The 22,965-nt window shown below is 41.6% G+C and carries 19 protein-coding genes and 1 pseudogene; 10 read left to right on the top strand and 10 right to left on the bottom strand.

Translation table 11 applies throughout. The features are described from left to right. Positions 1–288 precede the first annotated feature (288 nt). Positions 289–3,486, top strand: coding sequence for an isoleucine--tRNA ligase (gene ileS / locus E3E24_RS10905; RefSeq protein WP_167916026.1), 3,198 nt, complete (start codon positions 289–291; stop codon positions 3,484–3,486). A gap of 56 nt (positions 3,487–3,542) precedes the next feature. Here ileS and E3E24_RS10910 read toward each other — a convergent pair whose 3' ends face one another. The 6 genes from E3E24_RS10910 to E3E24_RS10935 all read right to left on the bottom strand — a co-directional run bounded on the left by E3E24_RS10910 (position 3,543) and on the right by E3E24_RS10935 (position 8,303). Then, positions 3,543–3,923 carry a type II toxin-antitoxin system VapC family toxin gene (locus E3E24_RS10910; protein WP_167885113.1) on the bottom strand — a complete coding sequence of 127 codons (381 nt, stop codon included), beginning with the start codon at positions 3,921–3,923 and terminating at the stop codon, positions 3,543–3,545. Then, positions 3,896–4,117 (bottom strand): antitoxin VapB family protein, encoded by a 222-nt coding sequence (locus E3E24_RS10915; RefSeq protein WP_167885114.1) that lies wholly within the window; start codon positions 4,115–4,117, stop codon positions 3,896–3,898. The genes E3E24_RS10910 and E3E24_RS10915 overlap by 28 nt, the downstream gene beginning before the upstream one ends. Before the next feature lie 99 nt (positions 4,118–4,216). Further along, positions 4,217–5,299 carry a radical SAM protein gene (locus E3E24_RS10920; RefSeq protein ID WP_167885115.1) on the bottom strand — a complete coding sequence of 361 codons (1,083 nt, stop codon included), beginning with the start codon at positions 5,297–5,299 and terminating at the stop codon, positions 4,217–4,219. Between the two features lie 9 nt (positions 5,300–5,308). Further along, entirely contained in the window at positions 5,309–5,752 is a 444-nt protein-coding gene (locus E3E24_RS10925) for a hypothetical protein (protein WP_167885116.1), read from the bottom strand. Next, positions 5,749–7,701 carry a ribosome rescue protein RqcH gene (gene rqcH / locus E3E24_RS10930; RefSeq protein WP_167885117.1) on the bottom strand — a complete coding sequence of 651 codons (1,953 nt, stop codon included), beginning with the start codon at positions 7,699–7,701 and terminating at the stop codon, positions 5,749–5,751. The genes E3E24_RS10925 and rqcH overlap by 4 nt, the downstream gene beginning before the upstream one ends. A 329-nt stretch (positions 7,702–8,030) precedes the next feature. Beyond that, entirely contained in the window at positions 8,031–8,303 is a 273-nt protein-coding gene (locus E3E24_RS10935) for a hypothetical protein (protein ID WP_167885118.1), read from the bottom strand. Between E3E24_RS10935 and E3E24_RS10940 the strand changes: the two genes are divergently transcribed. The 3 genes and pseudogenes from E3E24_RS10940 (at position 8,295) to E3E24_RS10950 (ending at position 11,825) form a co-directional block, all read left to right on the top strand. Next, positions 8,295–9,317 carry a hypothetical protein gene (locus E3E24_RS10940; RefSeq protein ID WP_167885119.1) on the top strand — a complete coding sequence of 341 codons (1,023 nt, stop codon included), beginning with the start codon at positions 8,295–8,297 and terminating at the stop codon, positions 9,315–9,317. The genes E3E24_RS10935 and E3E24_RS10940 overlap by 9 nt on opposite strands. Before the next feature lie 129 nt (positions 9,318–9,446). Further along, a pseudogene (locus E3E24_RS10945) lies at positions 9,447–11,411 on the top strand (1,4-alpha-glucan branching protein). A gap of 96 nt (positions 11,412–11,507) precedes the next feature. Further along, positions 11,508–11,825: a P-II family nitrogen regulator gene (locus E3E24_RS10950; protein WP_167885530.1), complete on the top strand. Its 318-nt coding sequence runs from the start codon at positions 11,508–11,510 to the stop codon at positions 11,823–11,825. On the opposite strand, the gene E3E24_RS10955 is transcribed toward E3E24_RS10950, so the two are convergent. Together E3E24_RS10955 and E3E24_RS10960 are read right to left on the bottom strand one after the other, a co-directional pair. Further along, a complete protein-coding gene (locus E3E24_RS10955; RefSeq protein WP_167885120.1) occupies positions 11,822–12,550 on the bottom strand; it encodes an alpha-glucosidase in 729 nt (242 codons plus the stop codon). The genes E3E24_RS10950 and E3E24_RS10955 overlap by 4 nt on opposite strands. Positions 12,551–12,712: 162 nt before the next feature. Further along, positions 12,713–14,296, bottom strand: a complete 1,584-nt coding sequence (locus tag E3E24_RS10960; RefSeq protein WP_167885121.1) for a sodium-dependent transporter — start codon at positions 14,294–14,296, stop codon at positions 12,713–12,715. Positions 14,297–14,929: 633 nt separating this feature from the next. On the opposite strand from E3E24_RS10960, the gene gdhA reads away from it, so the two are divergent. Further along, positions 14,930–16,192, top strand: a complete 1,263-nt coding sequence (gene gdhA / locus E3E24_RS10965) for a glutamate dehydrogenase (protein WP_167885122.1) — start codon at positions 14,930–14,932, stop codon at positions 16,190–16,192. 86 nt (positions 16,193–16,278) lie between these two features. On the opposite strand, the gene E3E24_RS10970 is transcribed toward gdhA, so the two are convergent. After that, on the bottom strand, positions 16,279–17,442 hold the full coding sequence (locus E3E24_RS10970; protein ID WP_167885123.1) for a hypothetical protein: 1,164 nt from the start codon (positions 17,440–17,442) through the stop codon (positions 16,279–16,281). Positions 17,443–17,579: 137 nt separating this feature from the next. Here E3E24_RS10970 and psmB point away from each other — a divergent pair, with 137 nt between their 5' ends. From psmB to rpiA, 5 genes are read left to right on the top strand one after another with little or no spacing between them, the layout of a single operon-like run. Then, positions 17,580–18,203 carry an archaeal proteasome endopeptidase complex subunit beta gene (gene psmB / locus E3E24_RS10975; RefSeq protein ID WP_167885124.1) on the top strand — a complete coding sequence of 208 codons (624 nt, stop codon included), beginning with the start codon at positions 17,580–17,582 and terminating at the stop codon, positions 18,201–18,203. Between the two features lie 17 nt (positions 18,204–18,220). Next, complete coding sequence (locus E3E24_RS10980; protein WP_167885125.1) at positions 18,221–20,167, top strand: beta-CASP ribonuclease aCPSF1; 1,947 nt, start codon at positions 18,221–18,223, stop codon at positions 20,165–20,167. A gap of 31 nt (positions 20,168–20,198) precedes the next feature. After that, on the top strand, positions 20,199–21,527 hold the full coding sequence (gene thrC, locus E3E24_RS10985; RefSeq protein ID WP_167885126.1) for a threonine synthase: 1,329 nt from the start codon (positions 20,199–20,201) through the stop codon (positions 21,525–21,527). Between the two features lie 47 nt (positions 21,528–21,574). Further along, positions 21,575–21,898, top strand: a complete 324-nt coding sequence (locus E3E24_RS10990; protein ID WP_167885127.1) for a hypothetical protein — start codon at positions 21,575–21,577, stop codon at positions 21,896–21,898. Positions 21,899–21,901: 3 nt separating this feature from the next. Then, positions 21,902–22,591: a ribose-5-phosphate isomerase RpiA gene (gene rpiA, locus E3E24_RS10995; protein WP_167885128.1), complete on the top strand. Its 690-nt coding sequence runs from the start codon at positions 21,902–21,904 to the stop codon at positions 22,589–22,591. A 61-nt stretch (positions 22,592–22,652) separates the two neighbouring features. Here the strand turns inward: rpiA and E3E24_RS11000 are convergent, their stop codons facing one another. Next, positions 22,653–22,961: a DUF6506 family protein gene (locus E3E24_RS11000; protein ID WP_167885129.1), complete on the bottom strand. Its 309-nt coding sequence runs from the start codon at positions 22,959–22,961 to the stop codon at positions 22,653–22,655. Positions 22,962–22,965 lie beyond the last annotated feature (4 nt).

Genomic DNA, 22,965 nt, shown 5'->3' on the forward strand with positions numbered 1-22,965 from the left:
TTTGCTGATTGTTTTTGTTTTGAATTCTGTTTTTTCGTGTAGTACTATTATCAGGTGGATTTTATCCTGATCAAGTTTCATGTTCTTGTGCTTAATATGTCTTGCGAAATAATTTTGGGATACAACAAGATTGGGTGAGCATCAAAAAACTTATAAGTAAAGTTCTACAAAAATGGTGCGATGTCCATGAGGGGGGATTTATTTATCCTCGGCTTTGCATTTTGCCCATGATAACTTGGGCTGTTCTGTTAGCTTAGTCTATTCTACAAACTTTAGGAGGTTTTTAACATGATAAGGGAACCAGAATTTAGAGAATACAATGCCCAGCTATTGGAAGAAAAGATGGAAAAGTTTTGGGCTGAAAACAACATATACGAAAAGGTGAAGCAGAGCAGAGCCAATGGGCCAAAGTACTACTTTTTGGATGGACCACCATATGTTAGCGGTGCAATACACCTTGGTACAGCTTGGAACAAGATAATCAAGGACATGATAATAAGATTTAGAACCATGCAAGGTTACAACGTAAGGAGACAGCCGGGTTTTGACATGCATGGTCTTCCAATTGAGGTTAAAGTAGAGCAAGCTTTAGGACTGAAGATAAAGAAAGATATAGAAGAGAAAATTGGCGTTGATAACTTCATAAAGAAGTGTAGAGAATTTGCACTCAAAAACCTCAAGATAATGACCGAGCAGTTTAAGATGCTCGGCGTTTGGATGGACTGGGACAATCCATATATGACAATAAAGAACGAATACATCGAATCAGCTTGGTTTACCCTTAAGAGAGCTTGGGAGAAGGGCTTACTTGAGAAAGACATGAGAGTTCTTCACTGGTGTCCAAGGTGTGAGACAGCTTTGGCAGAGCATGAAGTCAGAGGCGAGTATAAGATAAGGGAAGACCCAAGCATATACGTTAAGTTCCCGCTTGAAGACAAAGAAAATGAGTATCTCCTAATCTGGACGACTACACCATGGACTCTGCCAGCCAACCTGGCCGTAGTGGCTCACCCAGAGTATGATTACGTTAAAGTTAAGGTCGAGCTTGACGGAAAAGAGGAGTACTGGTATCTAGCAAAGGCACTTGTGGATAAAGTTCTTGAGGAGATAGGAGTTAAAGGAAAGATTGTTGAGGAGTTCAAAGGAAAAGACCTTGAAGGACTCAGATACTTCCACATATTCCTTGAGGAGTATCCAAGGCAAAAAGAGTTTAGAGAGAAACATGAATGGGCTCACCGCGTAATTCTTGGCGATTTTGTAACACTCGAAGAAGGTACTGGATTAGTTCACACAGCTCCTGGACACGGTGAGGAGGACTTTGAGGTTGGAAGAAAGTATGGACTGCCAGTGTATTCCCCTCTTGATGATGAGGGAAGATATGTAGAAGGCAAGTGGAAAGGCGTTTACGTCAAGGATGCAGACCCAGAGATAATAGAGTATCTCAAAGAGAAAGGTCTTCTCGTGAAAGCTGGAACTATAGAGCACAAGTATCCGCACTGCTGGAGATGTAAGACTCCTCTCATATTCAGAGCAACAGAGCAGTGGTTCCTCAAGGTCAGTAAAGTAAAAGACCAGATAATCAAAGAAAATGATGAGAAAGTCACGTGGTATCCGGATTGGGTCAAGATAAGGTTTGACAACGGCGTCAGAGACAGTGGGGACTGGGTCATCAGCAGACAGAGATACTGGGGAATACCCTTACCAATATGGCAGAGCGAGGACGGTGAGATATACATTGTGGGCAGCTTTAGAGAGTTAGTTGAGCTTTCCGTTGCTATTGAAGTGAACGGCGAAAGGATTGAGCTTCCAGAGAGCTATGAAGAAAAGATCAAAGTCATAGAAGAGAAGCTCGGTCCAGAAGACTTGCACAGACCTTACGTTGATGCCTTCATAATAAAGGTGAACGGCAAAGAAATGAGGCGTGTAAAAGACGTCCTTGACGTGTGGTTTGACAGCGGAATAGCATCATGGGCTTCTCTCGGTTATCCGAGGAAGAAAGAGCTGTTTGAGAAGCTCTGGCCTGCTGACTTCATAGTTGAGGGTGAAGACCAGGTTACAAAGTGGTTCTACTCCCAGCAAGCTGCAAGCGTCATAGCATTCGACACAGTTCCCTACAGAAAAGTTGCAATGCACGGCTATGTTTTAGACGAGAAGGGCGACAAGATGAGCAAGAGCCTTGGAAACATCATAAGGCCAGAGGAAGTTGTGCAGAAAGAGGGAAGAGATGCTTTCCGCTTTTACATGCTCTGGGCAACGACTCCTTGGGAGAACTTGAGATTCAGCTGGAAGGGATTAGCTCAAGTCAAGAGGATGCTTAACATACTTTGGAACGTCTACATACTTGCAGCAACTTACATGAGCCTTGACAAGTTTGAACCAGAGAAGGTTAACCCAGAAGAGCTGCCTTTCAGGGAAGAGGACAAGTGGATTCTAAGCAGGGTGAACAGCTTAGTTGAAACTGTTACAAACGGAATAGAGACATTCTATCTTACAAGAGCGACAAGAGGAATCTATGACTTCGTCGTTGAGGACTTAAGCAGATGGTATGTGAGATTGATAAGAAAGAGGCTCTGGGTTGAGGGAGACGATCCAGATAAATTGGCTGCATACTGGACTCTCTGGAAGGTCTTTGATGTGCTGTTAAGACTTATGGCACCGTTTACACCATACATAGCCGAGGCAATCTACCAGAATATGGTTGGCAGAAAGGAGAGCGTTCACCTAGAGGACTGGCCTGTCAAAGAATTCACGGATGAAGAGCTTGAGACGGAGATGGCAATAGTTAGAAAGATAGTTGAGGCGGGAGCGGCAGCGAGGCAAAAAGCAAAGATAAAGCTCAGATACCCAGTCAGGCAGATACTCATAGAGACAGAGGATGAGCTTACAAAGAAAGCTGTGGAAAGATTGAACAGAATTTTGAGAGACCAGCTCAACGCTAAGGAAGTCAAAGTCGCAAAGGTAGAAAGAGAAATAAAAGTCAAGCCAAACTTCGCAAAGCTCGGTCCGCACTTCAAGGGAGATGCAAAGCTCATAGCCAAGTGGATTGACGAGCAGAACGACAGAGAGCTTTATGAGAAGCTCATGAAGGGCAAGCTCAAGGTTGAAATTGAAGGCAAAGAATTTACTCTCGAAAGAGACCACATAGTTGTTGAAGAGCATTTGCCAGACTTTCTCGTTGGTGAAGAGTTCGATTACGGAAAGGTCTTCGTTGACAAGACGCTTACAAGAGAGCTCATGATGGAAGGGCTTGCAAGAGAATTCGTTAGAAGAATACAAGAGATGAGAAAGAGGCTTGACTTAGACGTCAACGACAGAATAAAGGTTTACATTGAAACCACAGAAGAGAACAAAGAGCTGCTTAAAGACATGCTTGACTACATAAAGAGGGAAACGAGAGCAGTTGAAGTGTTCTTCGAGGAGCCAAAAGGCTACGTCGTTGATTGGGAGGACGTGAGTGCAAAGATTGGAATTGAGAAGGTTGAGTGAGCTTTTGTTTTCTGATTTTCTTCAATTTCTCTTTCCGTTATCATCGTATAGGACATTTACGGATTCTGAGGAATGAGTTCTAGTTTGAGTCCATATTTCCTGAAAACCTCAAAGTCATTATCACAGGTGAAGAGTATCTTATCATGTGCTATTGCACTTGCCGCTATTAGAAGGTCTTTTGCTGGTGGCAATTTGCCCTTACGCTTCAGATCGCGGTAGATTTTTCCGGCTATTTTAGCACTTTCTTCTTCAAACTCCAACTTTGGGAGCTTTTCTAGCATTAGTTCTTCCCTCTCCTTCAACGTTCCGCAGTGAAGTTCAAAGAGCGTTATCGTCGATACTCCATAGATAAGTCCCTTCTTGACTAAAGCATTAAGAACCTTTTTGTTTCCGCGGAAAATTTCTATTATCACGCTTGTATCAAGGAGTCCATCCATTCTTCTGCCTCCTTTAATTCATGTTTCAACTCATCGATTTCCTCTTCACTCCTTGTGCCGAAACCTATCATGAGAACATCAATATTCCCTCTCTTCTTTATTAGCTCCCTTAAGAGCTCTGAGAAGCTTTTCTTGCCCTTCATCCTCACGAGTTCCCAATACACGTCGTCTGCTATGGTTATCGTCTTGCCCATCTTATCACCCTATCATGCATGTATGCATGAAGATAAATAAACGTTTCGAAACCCTCACAACTACCCAGTTATTTACAGTAGCAACTTTGTATAGCAACGCTAATTTATTGGCGTCCTCTCAACCTCAATCCTATCCCATGTTGGATACTCCTCCACGATATAAAACCCAACATCCCCCTCTATTGCATCAGCCAATTCAAGGGCAACTTCAATCGGCATTTCAATCCTTCTCTTTTTCCTGTTTAAGTAAAGCCACTCCTCTGGAATTTCAGCATCTTCAACTAAAAGGTTGTAGAGTTCATCCAAATCTTCATATTCCGCTATTGCAAACTTCAGCGTTCCATCCTCAGTTATTTCCATGTAAGGCTTTGCAACATTTTTCGCCATTCTCCTCAATCTATTTTTCAGTTGCACTGCATCTTTCAGCTTTGCAGTGCAGAGATGATAGCTAAGTGAGGTATTCTCTTCTCCCCATTTGAGGATTTCAAGTCCAAGCTCTAGGCTTCCTTTAATTGCTGAACTCTCATCACTTATTGGCTGATACCCTCTGCTGATGAGTGCTTTCAGATTTGTCTCGCTGAACTCAAGCTCATTTATGTTTAGAAATTTGGCTCCAAGCTTGTCTAAAAGTTCGGCAAACCACTTTATCCTTTCCCCTTGTCTTGGAACAGCCGGAACTTCTCCGCCAACGTCCCAATCAAAATCAAAAGCGTTCTTTATGTTCTCAATTTCAACTTTGAAAAGCTTCGAGTTCGGATTGAACAAATCTGGGTGAAAGCGAATCTCATCTAAGCCAGCATCGTAAAGCTTCTCTAAATTTTCCTTTGTTGCTAAAGCCCCAGTAGTGTAGAGATGGATGTGGAACTTTTCGCCAAAATTCTCCTTCAAAACTTTGATGTATTCTACTGTTCTATCTAGCCTCGCCAAAGGATCTCCACCTGTAACTCCAGCTCCTAAAGCTTCTTGGATTTTGGCTTCTTCAATTATGTCCTCAATTTTCTTTACTGGCCTCTCATTAGCATAAACAACGTCTTTTCTACGCCAAGGACTCAGGGGACAGTAGAAGCAATCTCTTGGACATACACCCGTGGTAAAAAGCACTAACTTGGCTCCTTTAACACAGAGCTTGCATCCTTCGGGCAACTCACCAACGACATATGAGTAATACCTGCTCTCTCTCATTTTATCACCTTATGCAACATCAACTTGCTCATAGTGGGGTAGATCTTTCTTGTGCCTTATGAGCATTTCGTAGAAAAACTCCTTCATATCAGGGCTCATGTTGTCATCCATCAGCAAATCAGCTTTTCCTTTGTATCCACTCTTCTCTGCCTCTTGTATCAAATTGTTTATAACAGGTATAAGTTGCTGAATTAAGGTCCTTACAAGCTCTGGATATGCATCTTCATCAATTTCCTCATCGCTCTCAAGACCGAGGTAAATTATGTATCCTTTCATCTGTAAAGCTAAGACAAATTCAGTCTCCGTTATCTCAACAAATGAGAAGTTGTAGCTCTTTGAGTCAGTTCTTGCAATCATAACTCCCTTAATTGAAAGCGTAACAACCTCATCGTCAATTTCAAAGATTAGATCTTTAGCTAAGTCTCTCTGGACTATCGCATAGAGGTTTATCATTCCACCACCTCCACTATATCACCCTCTCCCGGTGGCAGAATTGCCATCAAATCTTCTTCAGCAACTTTATATCCCCATCTCTCGAGGATTTTCTTAATCTTCTTCACAAGCTCGCTCTTCTTCAAGTCACCGGGTCTTATTACGATGTATCTTTTTGTGTGGGCTTTAACAGCATCAACTGGGCCACACATTACCAAATCTTCTCCCTCGTAGTTTATTACCCCAACTGCCAGCTTGAGAGGAATTCCATGATACCAGTTTCTCTTTCCATAAATCATAAATGCACCTTTTCCAAGATATTCTCCGCTTGGAGCTTTTTTAGTAACTTGATTTGGATATGCCCAGTAGGCATCTGCTGAGTAAACGCCTTCGCTCCATGCTTTTGACATTGAAACAGCAAACTGACATGCTTCAAATATAGTCTTTTCACTCGCTTTCTGTCCGTCTTTGATTACAACGTGAGGTGCTCCGTGAACATCAGCGTGACAATACAAGTCATTTTCGTCCATGTGCTTTTTAACTACCATTTCATTGGTCGTTGCATCTTTTCCTCCTATAACGAGAAATCCTTCGCTGCTTATGAACCATCTGAACTTCTCAAACCACTTCTTCTTTCTCTTTTCCAGCTTTTTGACTTTGAGTTCCTTTTTCATCTCTTCCTCAATCAGCTTTTCAATTTCTTGAAGTTTCTTCTTGGTGTCTTCATAAGCCTTCTTTGCTCCTTCTAGCTTGTGCTTGGCTTTTTTAGCTTTCTCATAATAAATCTCGGCATTTTCACCAATGCTTTTGTTGAGATACAGCCTAATTTTCTTGCCATCAATCTCAATTGTGATAGCCTTCTCCTTGGGGTCTATTGATTTAACCATTAGAGCTATCTTATTTCCAGCTTTCTTACCTTCCTCTATGCGTTTTTTGAATTCTTCCCAGCCGAGTTTTTCAACCGCTTTTGAAAACTCTCTCAAAAGATTATCAATGAAGGTGAAATTCGCATATATTAAATCGCCAAGCTCTTGGTTTTTCTTCATCTCAGCTTCAAAGCCTTTCATTTGCTCTTCTTGCCTTCTAAGCGTTGCCAATATTTGCCTCTTTTTCTCTTCTAAACGCTTAGTTCTCTCAATTTTTGCTTTTTCTACAGTTATCTTTCCAAAGTACTCATCTAGGGCTTCGCTGAATGTTTCAAAGTATTTTTTCTCATAATTTTCATACCATTTGAGCTCAATTGGGACTACATCAATCATTGTTCCATCTTTATATATGATGTTTGGCTTCTTTGGAGCGTTGAATACCTCTTTCATCTTTTCAAAAATCAGCTTAAGCTCCTCTTCGCTCAACTCGTTTGCTTTCTTTTTCTTGTCAATTTCAGCTCTCAGAAGAATTTCTTCTGCGTAGAGACCTCCCATGTTCAGCTTTCTTGCAAGTGCCCTTACAATCTCAACGTCTTCGCTTTTAATTAATTCAAGGAATCTCTCCCAGCTCACTTCTATAGGACTTTCCCTTGCTGGGGGGAGTTTATACTCATGCTTTGGCTTTATTGCTCTATCCTTAAATTCTTCATACCTCAAAGCGCCAATGATAATGTTGTTTTCATCAACCAGAACTATGTTTCCTCTCCTAAAGAGCTCGGCTATGAGAGTATAGTTACCAATCCTAATCTTTACAATTCTGTCAAAGTCATGCTGCTCAATTTCATCAAAAAAGCCGCCGCTTAAGTGTTTGCGGAGAAGCATCGTGAACGATGAAGGCATCTTTGGAGCTTCTTTTATGTAGCTCGTCAAGTGAATTCTTTTGCCAGCCTCAATGATTAAATCTTTTCTTCCCTCGCCTGCTTTGTGGAGCTTAATCCTAATCTCGCTTCCATCATGATAAATCTTGTCAATTCTCGCGCCTTTAAGAGACTTAAGCTCTTCAACTATGTATTTGATGTCAACGCTGCTCATTTCTTCTTTCATTAGTCTCACCTAAGGATGCTTGTCATGATTAGTTTTTAAACTATATCTCTGTTTCAGAGTCTATTTAATAGAGTTGTTATACTACAAGTATTAAAAATCGAAAAGTTTAAGCACTCTATGAGAAATTCACATCTAAAGTGGTGAAAATGAGGAAAAAGCCTCTCATTTTTTGCTTCTTTATGCTCCTCTTTACCCACTTAGCTTATTCTTTGGCCATTAACAACGCTCTAATCGGAAATCCAACAATTTTTAATATTACAAATTCATCAACTCAACTTTTAGCAGTTTATTTCCCTTCAGAAGATATATTTGAGCTGTTGAACTTGACATCATTTCCATGCAAAATCGATGTTTGCTCTAACTTCACCATGATTCCCCTTCACTGCTCTTCTCAAGGATGTCTCTTTTATGGATGTGAAGGCTGCAATAGGCCCTTGCCTGGTAGGGTATATGATCACTATGGCTACCTTTATCCTAATGGAGAATTTAGGGAATTGCTCAGCTTTCGGAATGATGGAGCAGTAAGCATTTTCTGGAACCAGGATTACTACCTTATACTCCATCCCTTCTACTGCTTCTCTATGTGGTGCAATTTGGAGCATTTTGATTCCCTTCTCTGGCTGTCCACTATTGAGGATGGACGAGTAAAGGTGGAAAAGTATGGGTATTTAACGGGAGATTTCAAAAATGCATCTTCACCTCTGTTGGCTCAAAAAGGCTATCTGTATTTTGTTCGCGATCTTAAGAATGGTGCCTTAGCGATTTTTAATCAAAACTTTACCGAAGCTGTAATTCTCATAGATGCGGTTCCAGTGCTAAAAATAACGTCGCGGTCCCCTCTTAGTAATTCCCAGTTAATTTATGACTCTGAAAGGCTTTATCTGCTCTACAACAAAACCCTTTATATGGTAAAACCTTCGAAAGGCGATTATCACTTTCCAGAAGATTTCAGAAAGGTTGCAAGTTTTTCGGACAACTTTATCTCCATAGGAGCATATAAGGGAAGGCTCTTTTTAGTTAGCAACAATGGAACATACCTCTATGATGCAAAAAATGCAAGCCTTAGTATTGTTGTGAGTTCCAAAGCCCAAATGTCTGGGTTTCACAATGGTGAAGCTTTGCTTTTTGCTAATAGCACGCTCTATGATGTCTCAGACAACATTGTTCGAGTGGGGAAAATAAATCTCAAAACCTTCAATGCATCTGAATTTCACAAGCTCTTTTACATAACACTTGACTGCCGTAAGGAGCACTTTGAGGAGGGTACTAATGTTTTCTGGAGTTCTAAGGGTTGGTTGATTTACAATGGTTCTTCCCTTTACTTCTTTAATGGAACTCTTAAGAAGGTCTTGGATAATGTTTCGTGGATAAGATGGATTGGTTGGGATGGAAAGGAATTCATCTTGGCAGGCAATAGCACCATCTTAAAATTTGATGGACAAAGAATTGAAAACCTAACTCCAAAGCTTAAGGAATTTCTGGGAACTACTTCCCCACCTTCAAGTCCAACGCAAGTTTTTAACTTCAGCGAGGGTACTATTTTAATTCTGATAGTTCTATTATTCCTGTTATTCCTGATGGGGATTTATCTCGTCAGTAGAAAGAGGAAATGGTAGAGCATATGAGAATTATTTCACCATCATGAACCATTTTTGAGCTATAAAAGGTATTTCCATTCCGAAATTGTTAAATACTCAAAAATAATTAATGATCAATGGAATTTAAGCTTGGAGGTGTATTTTATGGTGAAGGGATATTTTACGTTTGTATTGCACACTCACATTCCTTATGTGAGAAAACACGGCAAATGGCCGTTTGGCGAGGAGTGGATATTTGAAGCAATAGCAGAGAGTTATATCCCTCTTTTAATGGAATTTGAGCGCTTAAAAAAGAAAGGCGTTAAGTTTCAGCTGGTCATTGGGATAACCCCGATTTTAGCGGAGCAGCTTGCAGATGAATATGTGAAAGCTGAGTTTGAGAAATATATGGAGAGAAAGCTCAACGCTATGCGTGAGGATTTGAAGAAGTTTGAAGACGCTAAGTTGAAGAAAGCTGTTGAATACACGCTCAATTATTTTGAAGAAGTCTTTGAGTATTGGAAGAGCATCAATGGTGACATAATCGGGAAATTCGAGCAGTTCCAAGATGAAGGATACATTGAAATCATAACTTCTGCAGCAACTCATGGTTATCTGCCTCTCTTGGGAAGAGACGAGGCGATTGAAGGACAGCTCATAAATGGGATATTAACTTATGAGAAGCACTTTGGAAGAAAGCCAAATGGCATATGGCTCCCAGAATGTGCCTATCGTCCAGAAGGCTTTTGGCAGAGTCCAAGCAGTGGGGAAATTTTGTGGAGAAAAGGCTTGGAGAAGTTCTTAGAGAAGTACAACCTTAAGTTCTTCTTTGTTGAGAGTCATCTCATTGATGAAGGGCCTGCAAGCTTTGGTTATGGAAAAATCCTTCCAGCCAAGACTCCGAAATTAACGTTGAGACCATATTTCATAAAAGGCACAAACATAGCGGTCTTTGCAAGGAACAGAGAGACTGGACTACAAGTTTGGAGTGCTGATTTTGGATATCCCGGCGATTTTTGGTATAGAGAGTTCCACAAGAAAGCTGAGAAGAGCGGGGGCCAATACTGGCGCGTTACTGGAAAGCACATTGATTTAGGTGATAAAGAGCCCTATGTTCCAGAAAAAGCTTTGGAAAGAGTTGAGGATCATGCAAAGCACTTTGTTGGTTTAGTGAAGAGATTACTTGAGAATTATGAGAAAGAGACGGGAGAGAAGGGCATAATAGTTGCTCCTTATGACACTGAGCTCTTTGGTCATTGGTGGTTTGAAGGTGTCAAGTGGCTTGGTCGTGTATTAGAGTTAATGAGTGAGGAGGGAATAGAGACAACTACGATTTCAAGATTCCTTGAAAGTTATAAAGGAGAGAGGTATGAGATAGAACTCCCAGAGGGTTCATGGGGGATGTATGGGACTCATTATACATGGTGGAATCCTGAAGTTGAATGGATGTGGGGGCATATACACAAAGCTGAGGACAGAATGGTCGCTTTAGTGAGCAAATACCTCCATGAAGATGAGTTCGGTAATAGGATTTTAGAGCAGCTTGGAAGGGAGCTTTTGCTGATTGAGAGCAGTGATTGGCCGTTTTTAATTACAACAGGTCAAGCTAAAGAGTATGGAAAGAGAAGACTTCTCGAGCATGTAAATGCTTTCCACCGCTTGGCAAATGCCTTGGAGGAGTACTTTAAGAATGGTGAATTCAAGGGGATGAAATTCCTAGAGGAGATTGAGGAGAAAGACAATCCGTTCCACCCGATAAACATTGAGGTCTACGTCAGCGAAGAACCTCCAACTGTTCCCGAGCGTGTAGAACCCCCAGAGGTTCCAGAAGAAAAAGAAAGTTCTAAGTGAGGAAAAAATTAGAGTTTATGCATACACAGTAGTCCAGAGGGCTTATGAAAGAGGAAAGATGAAGCACTTAAGAGATCGCCTAAACCAAAATAAAGAGGGGAGAAAAGCCCAAAGCGAGCTTTTGAAAATAAAAGAGATTAGCCCGAGGATCCTTAAAAAGCCCGAAAAGTTGGAATAAAGACGGTTGAAGACTTGAAGAGCACTGATTTAGAGGAAGTTACAAGAAGAACAAGAATCTCAGTAAAGAGATTGAAGAAGTTCGTAGCTCAGATTGAAAGCTGAGCTTTTTATGCTTTTGCTTTTTGCAATGTTTTACCTTTCTATAAATCAATGAAAACTTTTATTTTCTTCTAAGTCAAAAGTGTTTTGGTGATACTTGTGAGAAAAGTTGAAGCTATCATTAGGGAAGAAGATTTTGAGAAAGTTAAAAGTGCTCTTAAGCAGCTTGGCATTATCCCCTTAACTGTGTATCCCGTTAAGGGCAGAGGTGTTCAAGGAGGAGTTCCTCCCTATGATTTGTTGCCAAAACTCAAGATTGAGATTGTAGTTAAAGATGAAGATGTCGAGAAAGTTGTTGATGCTATAGTGAGGAATGCAAGAAGAGGAATCCCTGGGGATGGAAAGATATTCATTCTGCCAGTTTACGATGCTATAAGGGTAAGGACTGGAGAAAAAGGAAATAATGCTTTGTACTAAAGGAATGCATGTCTGTGCTTGTAAAGACCATAGGCTGCATAGCTCAGCAGAGTAACTTCAATTATCCCCATTACAAGCAGAAATATTATTGCAAACTGAGCAAAGCTTACACTTTTTCCCATTTGCTCAGCTATTCTTACAAGCTCTCCTGGGGTTGTTAGCGCCCAGATGCTGTATCTAATTGTTAAAGCTCCCATTACAAGAGGAATTGGGATAACTGCATATGCTAGCATTAGTCCAAGGCTTCCTCTCTTTTTCATGCTGAACAGTGAGAGCAAAGCAGGTATAACCAATATCAGCGCGGTTATTGCATATGCCGGTCCAAAAATACCGGAGATTATGAAAAACGGAATCATCCCATAGAGATATGCCTTGTAAACTTTGCTCAGCTCTTTTATCTTTCCGGAGAAGTCGTAGGGGGCAGCTTTTGAGTATCTATTTATTCTCTCAACATCTCTGATGTATTCTTTCTCTCCAAGTCTCTCTATTCTCTTATCGTATGTGTTGTTCTTCAGCTCGACAGCCTTTTTACGGAAGAACTCAGCAAGTTCTACATTGTCAATGACGACATCACTAGAAAGCTCTTCAAAATTTCTTGCAGCTTCATCCAGCAATCTCAAAACTTTCTGCTTATTTTTTTCTGAAAGTGCTTTTAGGTTTAACACCCTTTCCTTTGTCTGTCTGAGAACCTCTGCAGTCTCCTTAAGAATTCCTGGGCTCTTCACAAAATACACCTCCTAAAGTTAAAAAGGAAAAGAAGAGGCTTTAAGCCTTTTGCTGCTGCTCAGCCTTGAGGAGCTTGGTAATGCTCCAGTACATCATGAAAAATATTGAACCCCATGCAAAGAGCAGGAAAGCCAACGCACTGGCTTTCATTTTCCACCACCTCACATCTTGATGATGACTTCGTTCTTCTCAAGCTCCTCTCCGTACTTCTTCTTGATTGCTAAGTATGCTTCGATGGCACCTATGACAAGGATTATGAGGATCACTATTCTTGCTCTGGTGATGAGGCTGATTATCTCTGGAGTGTAGTCATAGCCGAGTACTTGGGTTACATAGTACTCTGAAACAGAGAAGGCTCCATTTCTGATGTAATCCAAAGTGTTTCCGCCAAGGAGGAACAGCATAAATATTGGGGCAATGTACATTATGATTGGCTTGAACCACTCTGGAACCTTGATGAATGCACCCTTGTGGAGCTCTTCCCAGAAGTTGTCTGGCTTGAAGAGCCATACACCTACAATGACGTCGAAGAATCCAAGCAACACTAGGAAGTATGAGCCGACCCACATGTCAAGCTCACTCAGGTAGACTAAGCTGCTGTCCAATGCAACTGGCAGTCCGAGGAGGAACAGGAATACAAACACTACCCATGTGCCGACTTTTCTGTCAATCTTGAGGTCTTCCTCAAGCATTGCGACTAGATAGTTGTACGTTGCGATAGCTGATGTGAATCCTGCAAACCAGAGTAAGAGGAACCACATTGCACCGAATATTCTTCCTCCGGGCATGTGCATGAAAACGTTTGGCAGTGCCATGTAAGCTAATCCAACACCACCCTTGATTGCTTGCTCAGGTCCTAAGTATGCGAATGCAATTGGAATAGCCAATGAACCACCGAGGATTACTTCAGCAAATTCGTTGAGTGAGACAGTTGCCAAACCGGAGAGAGCAACATCATCTTCTGGCCCAAGATAGCTGGCATAGTTGTGAATGATACCCATACCCAAACTCAATGTGAAGAATATCTGTCCCGCAGCGGCTAGACTTATCTTGAAGAAGTTTTGCTTTAATGCCGTGAAGTTGGGTGTCCAGATGTATTCTAAACCTTTGATTGAGCTCCACTCTGGCTTAACTGGTGAACCAAGTGTTAAAGCTCTGATAACCAGTAAGATAGCGAACACATACAATAGTGGCATCATTACCTTGACCCATCTCTCGATACCTTTGCTGACACCCTGCCCAACTGCTATGCCCAAGAGAACCATCGTTATGCCCCAGAAGAATATTACCGCTTTGGTGTTTGCCACATAGTTAAGGAAGAACTGAACTGTGTCCTTTCCAAAGTATGCCCCAGTTAGGCTGTAGTATGTGTAAGCCGCTGACCAACCGATAACTTGGTAGTAGTATGAGCTGAGCAGTGATGAAACTGAGAATGCTAACATACCACCGATGATACCGAAAATCAATGCGCTCTTTGGTTTCAGACTCTCTCTTGCCATCAAGTAGAACATTGGTCCCAATGTACCGTGTCCGTATTTTCCACCGTATCTTCCTGTTGTCCACTCGATCCACATGACTGGGATTCCAAGGAAGAAGAGCGCGAGGAAGTATGGTATCATGAATGCACCGCCACCGTTGCTGGCAAGCTGGTATGGGAATCTCCAGAAGTTACCGAGACCAATGGCGTTTCCTGCCATAGCTAAAATCAAACCAAGTTTGGTTGCCCACCTATCTCTTTGCTCCATAGTGCTTCACCCCAACCTTTGATATACCAAAACACTACAGCAATGCTCAAATATTTGCAATTACACTATACACTTGTACTCATTAATAAAGCTTTCTCTTTTTTGATTTCGGCAAAAGACGATTTACTTGAGCTTAAAAGTAAGTAAACAGCATTTTTGTCATTTTTTCAATACCATGAAGAAAAGTAAAAGATTTTTGGTCTTTCCGGTAATATTTCCAATTTGATATCCGTTCAACTACAACGTGCATAAAAACTTTTAACATTTACCCCATAATTTCATATCGCCCGATGATTGGAACGAGAGTGAGCTGAGCAGTGATGACCGACTTCTCTCTGAGGGTATCTATTTTGTTATTCTATTTTGTTATTATTTTTGTTGTTTGTCAAAAAATTTCATATATTTGAAATTTTAGAGCATTGATAATCTTTCATGTGCATTGATGTATGTAAAATCAGACCCTTGACAACTTCTTTAAGCCGAAAAGTTTTGGAACTTTTCCCGTTTTGTCTGAAATTTCCATACATAATCTTTTGTTTAGAAATAAGAGTTTTCCAAGCTTTTTCAGCGAAAGGTTTATATAGGTAATTGTCCAAAAATGTATCGCCAATCACCTAACTTGGAGGGATGAACATGGTTGAGCAAGACCCATTTGAAATTGCTGTTAAGCAGCTTGAAAGAGCTGCCCAATATATGGACATAAGTGAAGAGGCTTTGGAGTTTTTAAAGAGGCCTCAAAGAATTCTTGAGGTAACAATTCCCGTTGAGATGGACGATGGTTCTGTAAAAGTCTTCACTGGTTTTAGAGTTCAATACAACTGGGCTCGTGGTCCAACAAAGGGTGGAATTAGATGGCACCCCGAGGAGACTTTGAGCACTGTTAAGGCTCTCGCTGCTTGGATGACCTGGAAGACTGCTGTTATGGACCTCCCATACGGTGGAGGTAAGGGTGGTATAATCTGTAATCCAAAAGAGCTCTCTGATAGAGAGAAGGAAAGACTTGCAAGAGGTTATATAAGAGCTATTTATGACATTATCAGCCCATACACAGACATTCCAGCTCCAGACGTTTACACTAACCCACAAATCATGGCTTGGATGATGGACGAGTATGAGATGATTTCAAGAAGAAAGACCCCAGCCTTTGGTATCATTACAGGTAAGCCACCAAGCGTTGGTGGTATCATAGCAAGAATGGATGCAACAGCTAGAGGTGCTTCATTCACAGTCAGAGAGGCAGCCAAGGCTCTTGGATGGGACACCCTTAAGGGCAAGACCATCGCAATCCAAGGTTACGGTAACGCTGGTTACTACATGGCCAAGATCATGAGCGAAGAGTACGGAATGAAGGTTGTTGCCGTTAGCGACAGCAGAGGCGGTATCTACAACCCAGATGGACTCAACGCTGACGAAGTCCTTGAGTGGAAGAAGAAGACTGGTAGCGTTAAGGACTTCCCAGGAGCAACAAACATCACAAACGAAGAGCTCTTAGAGCTTGAAGTTGACGTCCTTGCACCAGCTGCTATTGAGGAGGTCATCACCAAGAAGAACGCTGACAACATCAAGGCTAAGATTATCGCTGAGCTTGCCAACGGTCCAACTACACCAGAGGCAGATGAGATACTCTTCGAGAAGGGCATCCTCGTAATCCCAGACTTCCTCTGTAACGCTGGTGGTGTTACAGTCAGCTACTTCGAGTGGGTGCAGAACATAACTGGCGACTACTGGACAGTTGAAGAGACAAGGGCAAAGCTCGACAAGAAGATGACCAAGGCATTCTGGGATGTCTACAACACCCACAAGGAGAAGAACATCAACATGAGAGACGCAGCTTACGTCGTTGCCGTCAGCAGAGTCTACCAGGCAATGCTCGACAGAGGATGGGTCAAGAAGTGATTTCCTTCCTCTTTTCTTATTGTTCTCTTCTACGAAAATTAGCTTTTGCTTTTCTGAGAGATTAATTGAAAAATCGAATAGAGAAATTAAGCTTTAGCCCAGTACTCCTTCTCCTCCACCATCGCGTTAATCATCTCATCCTCATCTTTAAACATCGTTCTCCTCGATGGATTCTGCATGCCATAGAACTCCATGAATGGACTTGGTCTTCTCTTGAATGGATAATACAGATAAATTGCTGCCAATGTTCTGTAAGCTTCTGCCATCTCACTTATAACCCCAGCAGAGATCCCTTCAGCATAGTGATAGACAGCTATTGCTTTGCTAACATCAACTAAGTTGAAATCTCTCTCTACTAACTGCCTCCTTAAAATGTTAGTTGCCTGCTCTATATCTTCCCTATCAAGCTCCTCAACTTCTTCTCCGTCAAAGATGTTCTTAATCTTGATTTTCCTTATCTCTGGATTCCTCTCGACTTGGTTGTCATACTCCGCAACAATCCACCAGTCATCTAAAGCACCAGGGTCGAGAACTGTGAAATATCTGCTGAGCTTTTCATAGAATCCTCTAACGCGGTGATAGTATTCCTCTTCATGTCCAGTCATTGGGTAGCTGAGATAAACGAGAGGCTTTTCTTTCTCGTGGAATATTAAGTCTATGAACGTTTGATAGGGATGTCTTATTCCGAACTGAATGATATAACGAACCTCTATCCCCTCTTTTTTCAGCTCGTGAATGAGGGTTTTAACGTGGTTTATTGCATCCTCACGCCACATAACTAAGGTGGTCAGCTTTATGTTATCCTTTTCATTTCCAAATCGCTCGAACCATTCTGGGTCGTTTATAATCCTTCTCCTGACGCTTAGAATGTCGTCAAGCATTATTACAACCCTATCTGGTTTCAGCAGTTTCAGATTACTCAGTGTGAAGCCTAAAACGCTCCCGCTTCCCCACCTGAAGAGAGAAGGCGTTGAGACTAAGTGGAACTTTTTATCACTCTCGTCTATGTCTTTCCTTATTTTCTCAAAAGCTTCATCTCTAATATCGTTCATTAGGTCTGGATGGCTTATTGCAAAGTCAAGAACGTTCTTCCTTGTAATTTTAACACCTCTTTCTTTTCCTACCTCTTTGAGGTACTCAAAAACGTGATAATAGGCATAGCTCTCTCCTTCAGCAAGCTTTAGGGCTTCCTCAATGTACTCATCTCTGCCGTTTAATGGCGGCCCGGTTAAGAGAATTACCTCTTTCATTTTATCACCTCCATCAAAGTTATTGGAATTTTGTTAATTAGGTTTATAAACAAAATCCTAAAATGCGAAAACTTTAAATAGTATTTGAGGTTAGGGGGTTTTGTAGGAGTTCTATCTGTTCTACCATTGCTAAAGGGGTGTTGCACTTGAGTAAATTTAAAGGGACAACGACAGTAGGCATTGTTTGTAAGGGTGGAGTAGTGCTAGCAGCAGATATGAGAGCAGCCCTTGGAAACATGATTATGGCAAAGAATGTTACAAAAATCTTCCAGATTGATGAGCACTTGGCATTAGCAGGAGCAGGAGATGTTGGAGACATCTTGAGCCTTGTCAGAATGTTGAGAGCAGAGACAAGGCTTTACAGAGCTAGGGTTGGCAGGGAGATGAGTGTTAAAGCCTTAGCAACATTGACAGCCAATATCCTCAATGGAACTAGGTACTTCCCGTACTTTGGTTGGTTCTTAATTGGTGGTTATGAAGAGAAGCCGAGGATTTATTCTGTTGATATGGCTGGAGGAATGACTGAGGATAAATATGTCTCAGCTGGTTCTGGTATGGAGTTTGCTTATGCCATTTTGGAAAATGAATATAAAGAGAACATGCATGTTGATGAGGGCGTTAAATTAGCTGTTAAGGCTATAAATACTGCCATTAAGAGAGACGTCTTCACTGGAGATGGAATAATGGTTGCCACGATTACGAAAGAAGGATACAAGGAGCTTAGCAGAGAAGAAGTTGGTGAGATTCTTAAAAGCCTTTAAGTTCAGAGGTGATTACGGTGATAAAGAGGGAAAGTTCTGTAGATGAAATCCTAAGGGAAATGAGAGAAATCATAAATCAGATGGTTCCTAAGGAAGCGAAGATAACGGATATAGAGTTTGAAGGACCCGAGCTTGTGATTTATGTTAAAAATCCTGAAGCAATAATGCAGGATGGAGATTTGATCAAAAACCTTGCTAAGGTTCTTAAAAAGAGAATTAGTGTGAGACCTGACCCTGATGTTCTCCTCCCGCCCGAGAGAGCTGAAGAATTGATCAAGGAGATTGTTCCAGCTGAAGCTGAAATCACGAACATAAGCTTTGACCCCTCTGTTGGTGAGGTTATTATCGAAGCTAAAAAACCGGGATTAGTGATTGGAAAGAACGGTGAGACGTTAAGGAAAATAACCCAAAAAGTTCACTGGGCGCCAAGAGTTGTTAGAACTCCGCCATTGCAGTCTCAGACAATCTATTCAATTAGGCAAATACTCCAAACAGAGAGCAAAGATAGAAGAAAGTTTCTCAGAAATGTCGGAAGAAACATCTACAGAAAACCAGAGCTTAAGAGTGAATGGATCAGAATTACTGGTCTCGGGGGATTTAGAGAGGTTGGGAGGAGTGCTTTGCTCTTGCAGACAAATGAAAGCTTCGTATTGGTTGACTTTGGAATAAACGTTGCGGCGCTGAATGATCCTAAAAAAGCATTCCCTCACTTTGATGCTCCTGAATTTAGATATGTGTTACGTGAGGGGCTTTTAGATGCTATAATCATCACACACGCTCACTTAGACCACAGCGGATTGCTGCCATACCTCTTCCGCTACAACCTATTTGATGGACCAATTTACACAACACCGCCAACGAGAGATTTGATGGTTCTGCTTCAGAAGGATTTCATTGAAATACAGCAGAGCAGTGGCATTGGACCTCTCTACAGACCTAAGGACATCAAGGAGGTTGTAAAGCACACGATCACACTTGACTATGGAGAAGTCAGAGACATTTCCCCAGACATGAGGCTTACGTTGCACAATGCTGGACACATCTTAGGTTCCGCCATAGTTCACCTCCATATAGGAAATGGACTTCACAACATAGCTGTCACTGGAGACTTTAAATTCATTCCAACAAGGCTATTTGAGCCTGCTAATGCAAGATTTCCAAGACTTGAGACATTAGTCATGGAATCAACGTATGGTGGAAGCAACGATTATCAGATGCCAAGAGAAGAGGCAGAGAAAAAGCTCATCGAGGTAATTCACCAAACAATAAAGAGGAAAGGAAAAGTGCTCATTCCAGCAATGGCAGTTGGTAGGTCCCAGGAGATTATGATGGTTCTCGAGGAGTATGCCAGAGTTGGTGGAATTGAAGTACCGATATACCTAGATGGAATGATCTGGGAAGCAACAGCAATCCACACAGCTTATCCAGAATATCTGAGCAAAAGCTTGAGGGATCAAATATTCCATGAGGGATACAATCCATTCCTAAACGAAATATTTAAGCCAGTGGCAAATGCAAGGGAGAGGCAAGATATAATTGACAGCGAAGAGCCAGCAATCATAATAGCCTCATCTGGTATGCTTGTTGGAGGGCCAAGCGTTGAGTACTTCAAACAGCTAGCGCCAGATCCAAGGAACGCTATAATCTTCGTCAGCTATCAAGCAGAGGGAACACTCGGCAGACAGGTGCAGAGAGGTCTTAGGGAAATTCCAACAATTGGGGAAGGCGGAAGGACAGAAGTGATAAAGGTAAACATGGAAGTCCACACAATTGATGGATTCTCGGGTCATGCTGACAGAAGGGAGCTCATGAGCTATGTTGCAAAGGTTAGGCCAAGACCTGAAAGGGTAATCACAGTCCACGGTGAACCACAGAAGTGCCTTGACTTAGCATCTAGCATTCACAAGAAATTTGGACTCTCGACAAGGGCACCCAACAATCTGGATGCAATAAGGTTAAAGTGACCTTTTTCACTATTTATCTTTTGGTGATAGCATGAAATGTCCAAGATGTGGGAGAGAGTGGATTTCTTTTGTTCCCCCTCAATGCTTATGCGGTGAGCTACTTGAGATAACCTATGATTATTCCAATGTTGATCCCAGAGAGTGGAAAAAACGTGATAGAGGAGTCTGGCGCTATAAGGAGCTTTTACCAAGGGTTAATGAGATTATAACTCTTAAGGAGGGGGGAACTCCTTTAGTAAGAGCTAAAATTGGTGAAAAGCTGAATCTCAATGTCTATATAAAAGATGAGACCCGAAACCCTACCGGCTCTTTTAGAGATAGGTTTGTAACTGTTGGAGTTTCTTATGGTCTTCCTTATGCTGATAATGGTTTTATAGTTGCAAGTGACGGAAATGCGGCCGCTTCTTTGGCTGCTTACGCTGCAAGAGCCAACAAGGAGGCTTTTGTTGTAGTGCCGAGAAGGGTTGATAAAGGGAAGCTCATCCAGATGATAGCTTTTGGTGCAAAGATAATCCGCTATGGAGACAGTGTTGATGAGTGCGTAGATTACGCTAAAGAGCTTGCAAAGCTCAATGGTTTGTATGATATAACTCCAGAAAACAACATAATTGGATTAGAGGGGCAAAAAACTGTAGCTTTTGAGCTTTGGGAAGAGATAAACCCAACCCATGTTGTTATCCCAACGGGAAGCGGGAGTAACCTCTACAGCATTTATAAGGGTTTTAAAGAGCTTTTGGAGATTGGAGCAATAGATGAGCTGCCGAGACTAATAGCTGTTCAAACAGATAGGTGTAATCCAATAGCAAGTGAAATTTTGGGAATAAAACCAAAGAGGGAGTTTACGAAAGCCTTGGGACTTTATGTTAAAGACCCAGTAAATCGAGAGAGAGCAGTTAAAGCTGTGAAAGAAAGTGGTGGAACAGCTGTTATAGTAGGGGAAGATGAGCTTGACTTAGGGGAGAGGCTGTTAGCCAAGGAGGGAGTATTTGCTGAATATGCATCTGCTGTCGTAGTTCCAGCTCTCCTTAAGCTTAATGAGGAGGGGTACTTTGAAAAAGATGACAGAATTGTTCTCATTGTCACTGGCTCTGGGCTCAAGGGCTATTACATAGAAGAGCGTGAGAAGTTCTCCATTGGTGGAACTAAGCTTAAAATTCTCAAATTGCTGAAAGAAAAGCCTATGTACGGCTATGAAATATGGGAGAACTTAGAAAAGCCAATGAAGTATCAAGCTGTTTACCAGCACATTAGAGAGCTTGAGAGCTTAGGACTCATAGAAGAGGCGTATAAGAAGGGAAGGAAAATTTACTACAAATTGACTGAGAAAGGACAGCGCTTGCTAGAGAACTTTGAAGAATAGAAAGAATTTTAAAGACCTTTAAATACTAAGCCTTTTAGGTGGGAAACGTGAGAGTTGAAAATAAAGTGTCACTTGCCATCTATGTAATGGGAGCTTTGGGCGGAATAATCAGTGGTGTACTCTCTGCTAATGCTAATCTTGGCTATGTCGCTGGTTTACTTTTGTATTTCCTGACTCCTAAAGTGATTAAAGCTACTATTAAGGACCTACCTGGAGAGCTACAAGATGACAATGTTCTCCTTAGGAAATCATTTTGGGGCTTCCTGTTGTTCTGGTTCTACTTCACGATACTTGTGTACAACATAGTGCTCCCACAACAGCCTGTGTTCTACTCAAATCAGAGCTTATTGTATAACGCAACAAAGGGATGAGAGATGAACACTGAAGATATGAAAAAGCTGGTTGCAAAGGAGGCTTTGAAATATATTGAGGACGACATGATAGTTGGATTAGGTACTGGTTCTACAACAGCGTATTTCATCAAAATGCTTGGTAGAATGATTATGAACGAGGAGCTTTTTGATGTTTATGGACTGCCAACTTCATATCAAGCGAGAATTTTAGCTCTAGAAAGTGGAGTTCCTGTTGTCAGCTTAGACGAAGTTGATGCAATAGATATAGCCGTTGACGGGGCAGATGAGGTTGACCCGCATTTGAATCTAATTAAAGGCAGAGGAGCAGCTTTAACAATGGAGAAGATCATTGAGTACAGAGCTGGAACTTTTCTCGTTCTCGTTGATGAGTCCAAGCTTGTAGAATATCTCGGACAAAAAATGCCTGTTCCAATTGAAGTGGTTCCAGCAGCTTGGAGGGTTATAAAGGAAGAGCTTGAAGTTTTCAATGCTACAGCTGAGCTCAGAATGGGCGTTAAGAAAGACGGCCCTGTGGTTACAGACAACGGAAATTTCATACTTGATGCTAAGTTTGAGAGGATTGAAGACCCTCTGGATTTAGAGATTGAGCTTAACAACATTCCCGGCGTCGTGGAGAATGGGATCTTTGCTGATATAGCTGATATTGTCTTAGTTGGCACTAAAGAGGGCGTTAAGAAATTAGAACGTTAAAAATAAAAAGAGAGCTAAGCTTCAATTATTCTTTGCTTTTCTTTTTACGGGGGCTCAACTATTACACAAAGAATTCATCGCCGCTCTTGTTCTCTAATCCTGGATGAATATCAAACCTAACGACACCTACTGGCACTTTGCCTCCTACAGCTTCAGTGACTTTTGCTACCCCAACATGTCCAAATCCGCCGCAAAGTTCAATAGCAACGATCCCATCTTCAACAAGTTCTTTTGCCACTTCACAAGCTTCGTTATAATTTTTAACTCCAACTACGTGGAGTTCTACAATCGGCGTTGCAACTACAGCTCTGTGCTTTTTAGGGTCTGCCTCAGGGGCTACAAATATAAAGGCTGCTTTAAGCTCCCCCATAGCC

It is taken from the genome of Thermococcus sp. LS2 (assembly GCF_012027375.1).
Classification (GTDB): domain Archaea; phylum Methanobacteriota_B; class Thermococci; order Thermococcales; family Thermococcaceae; genus Thermococcus_B.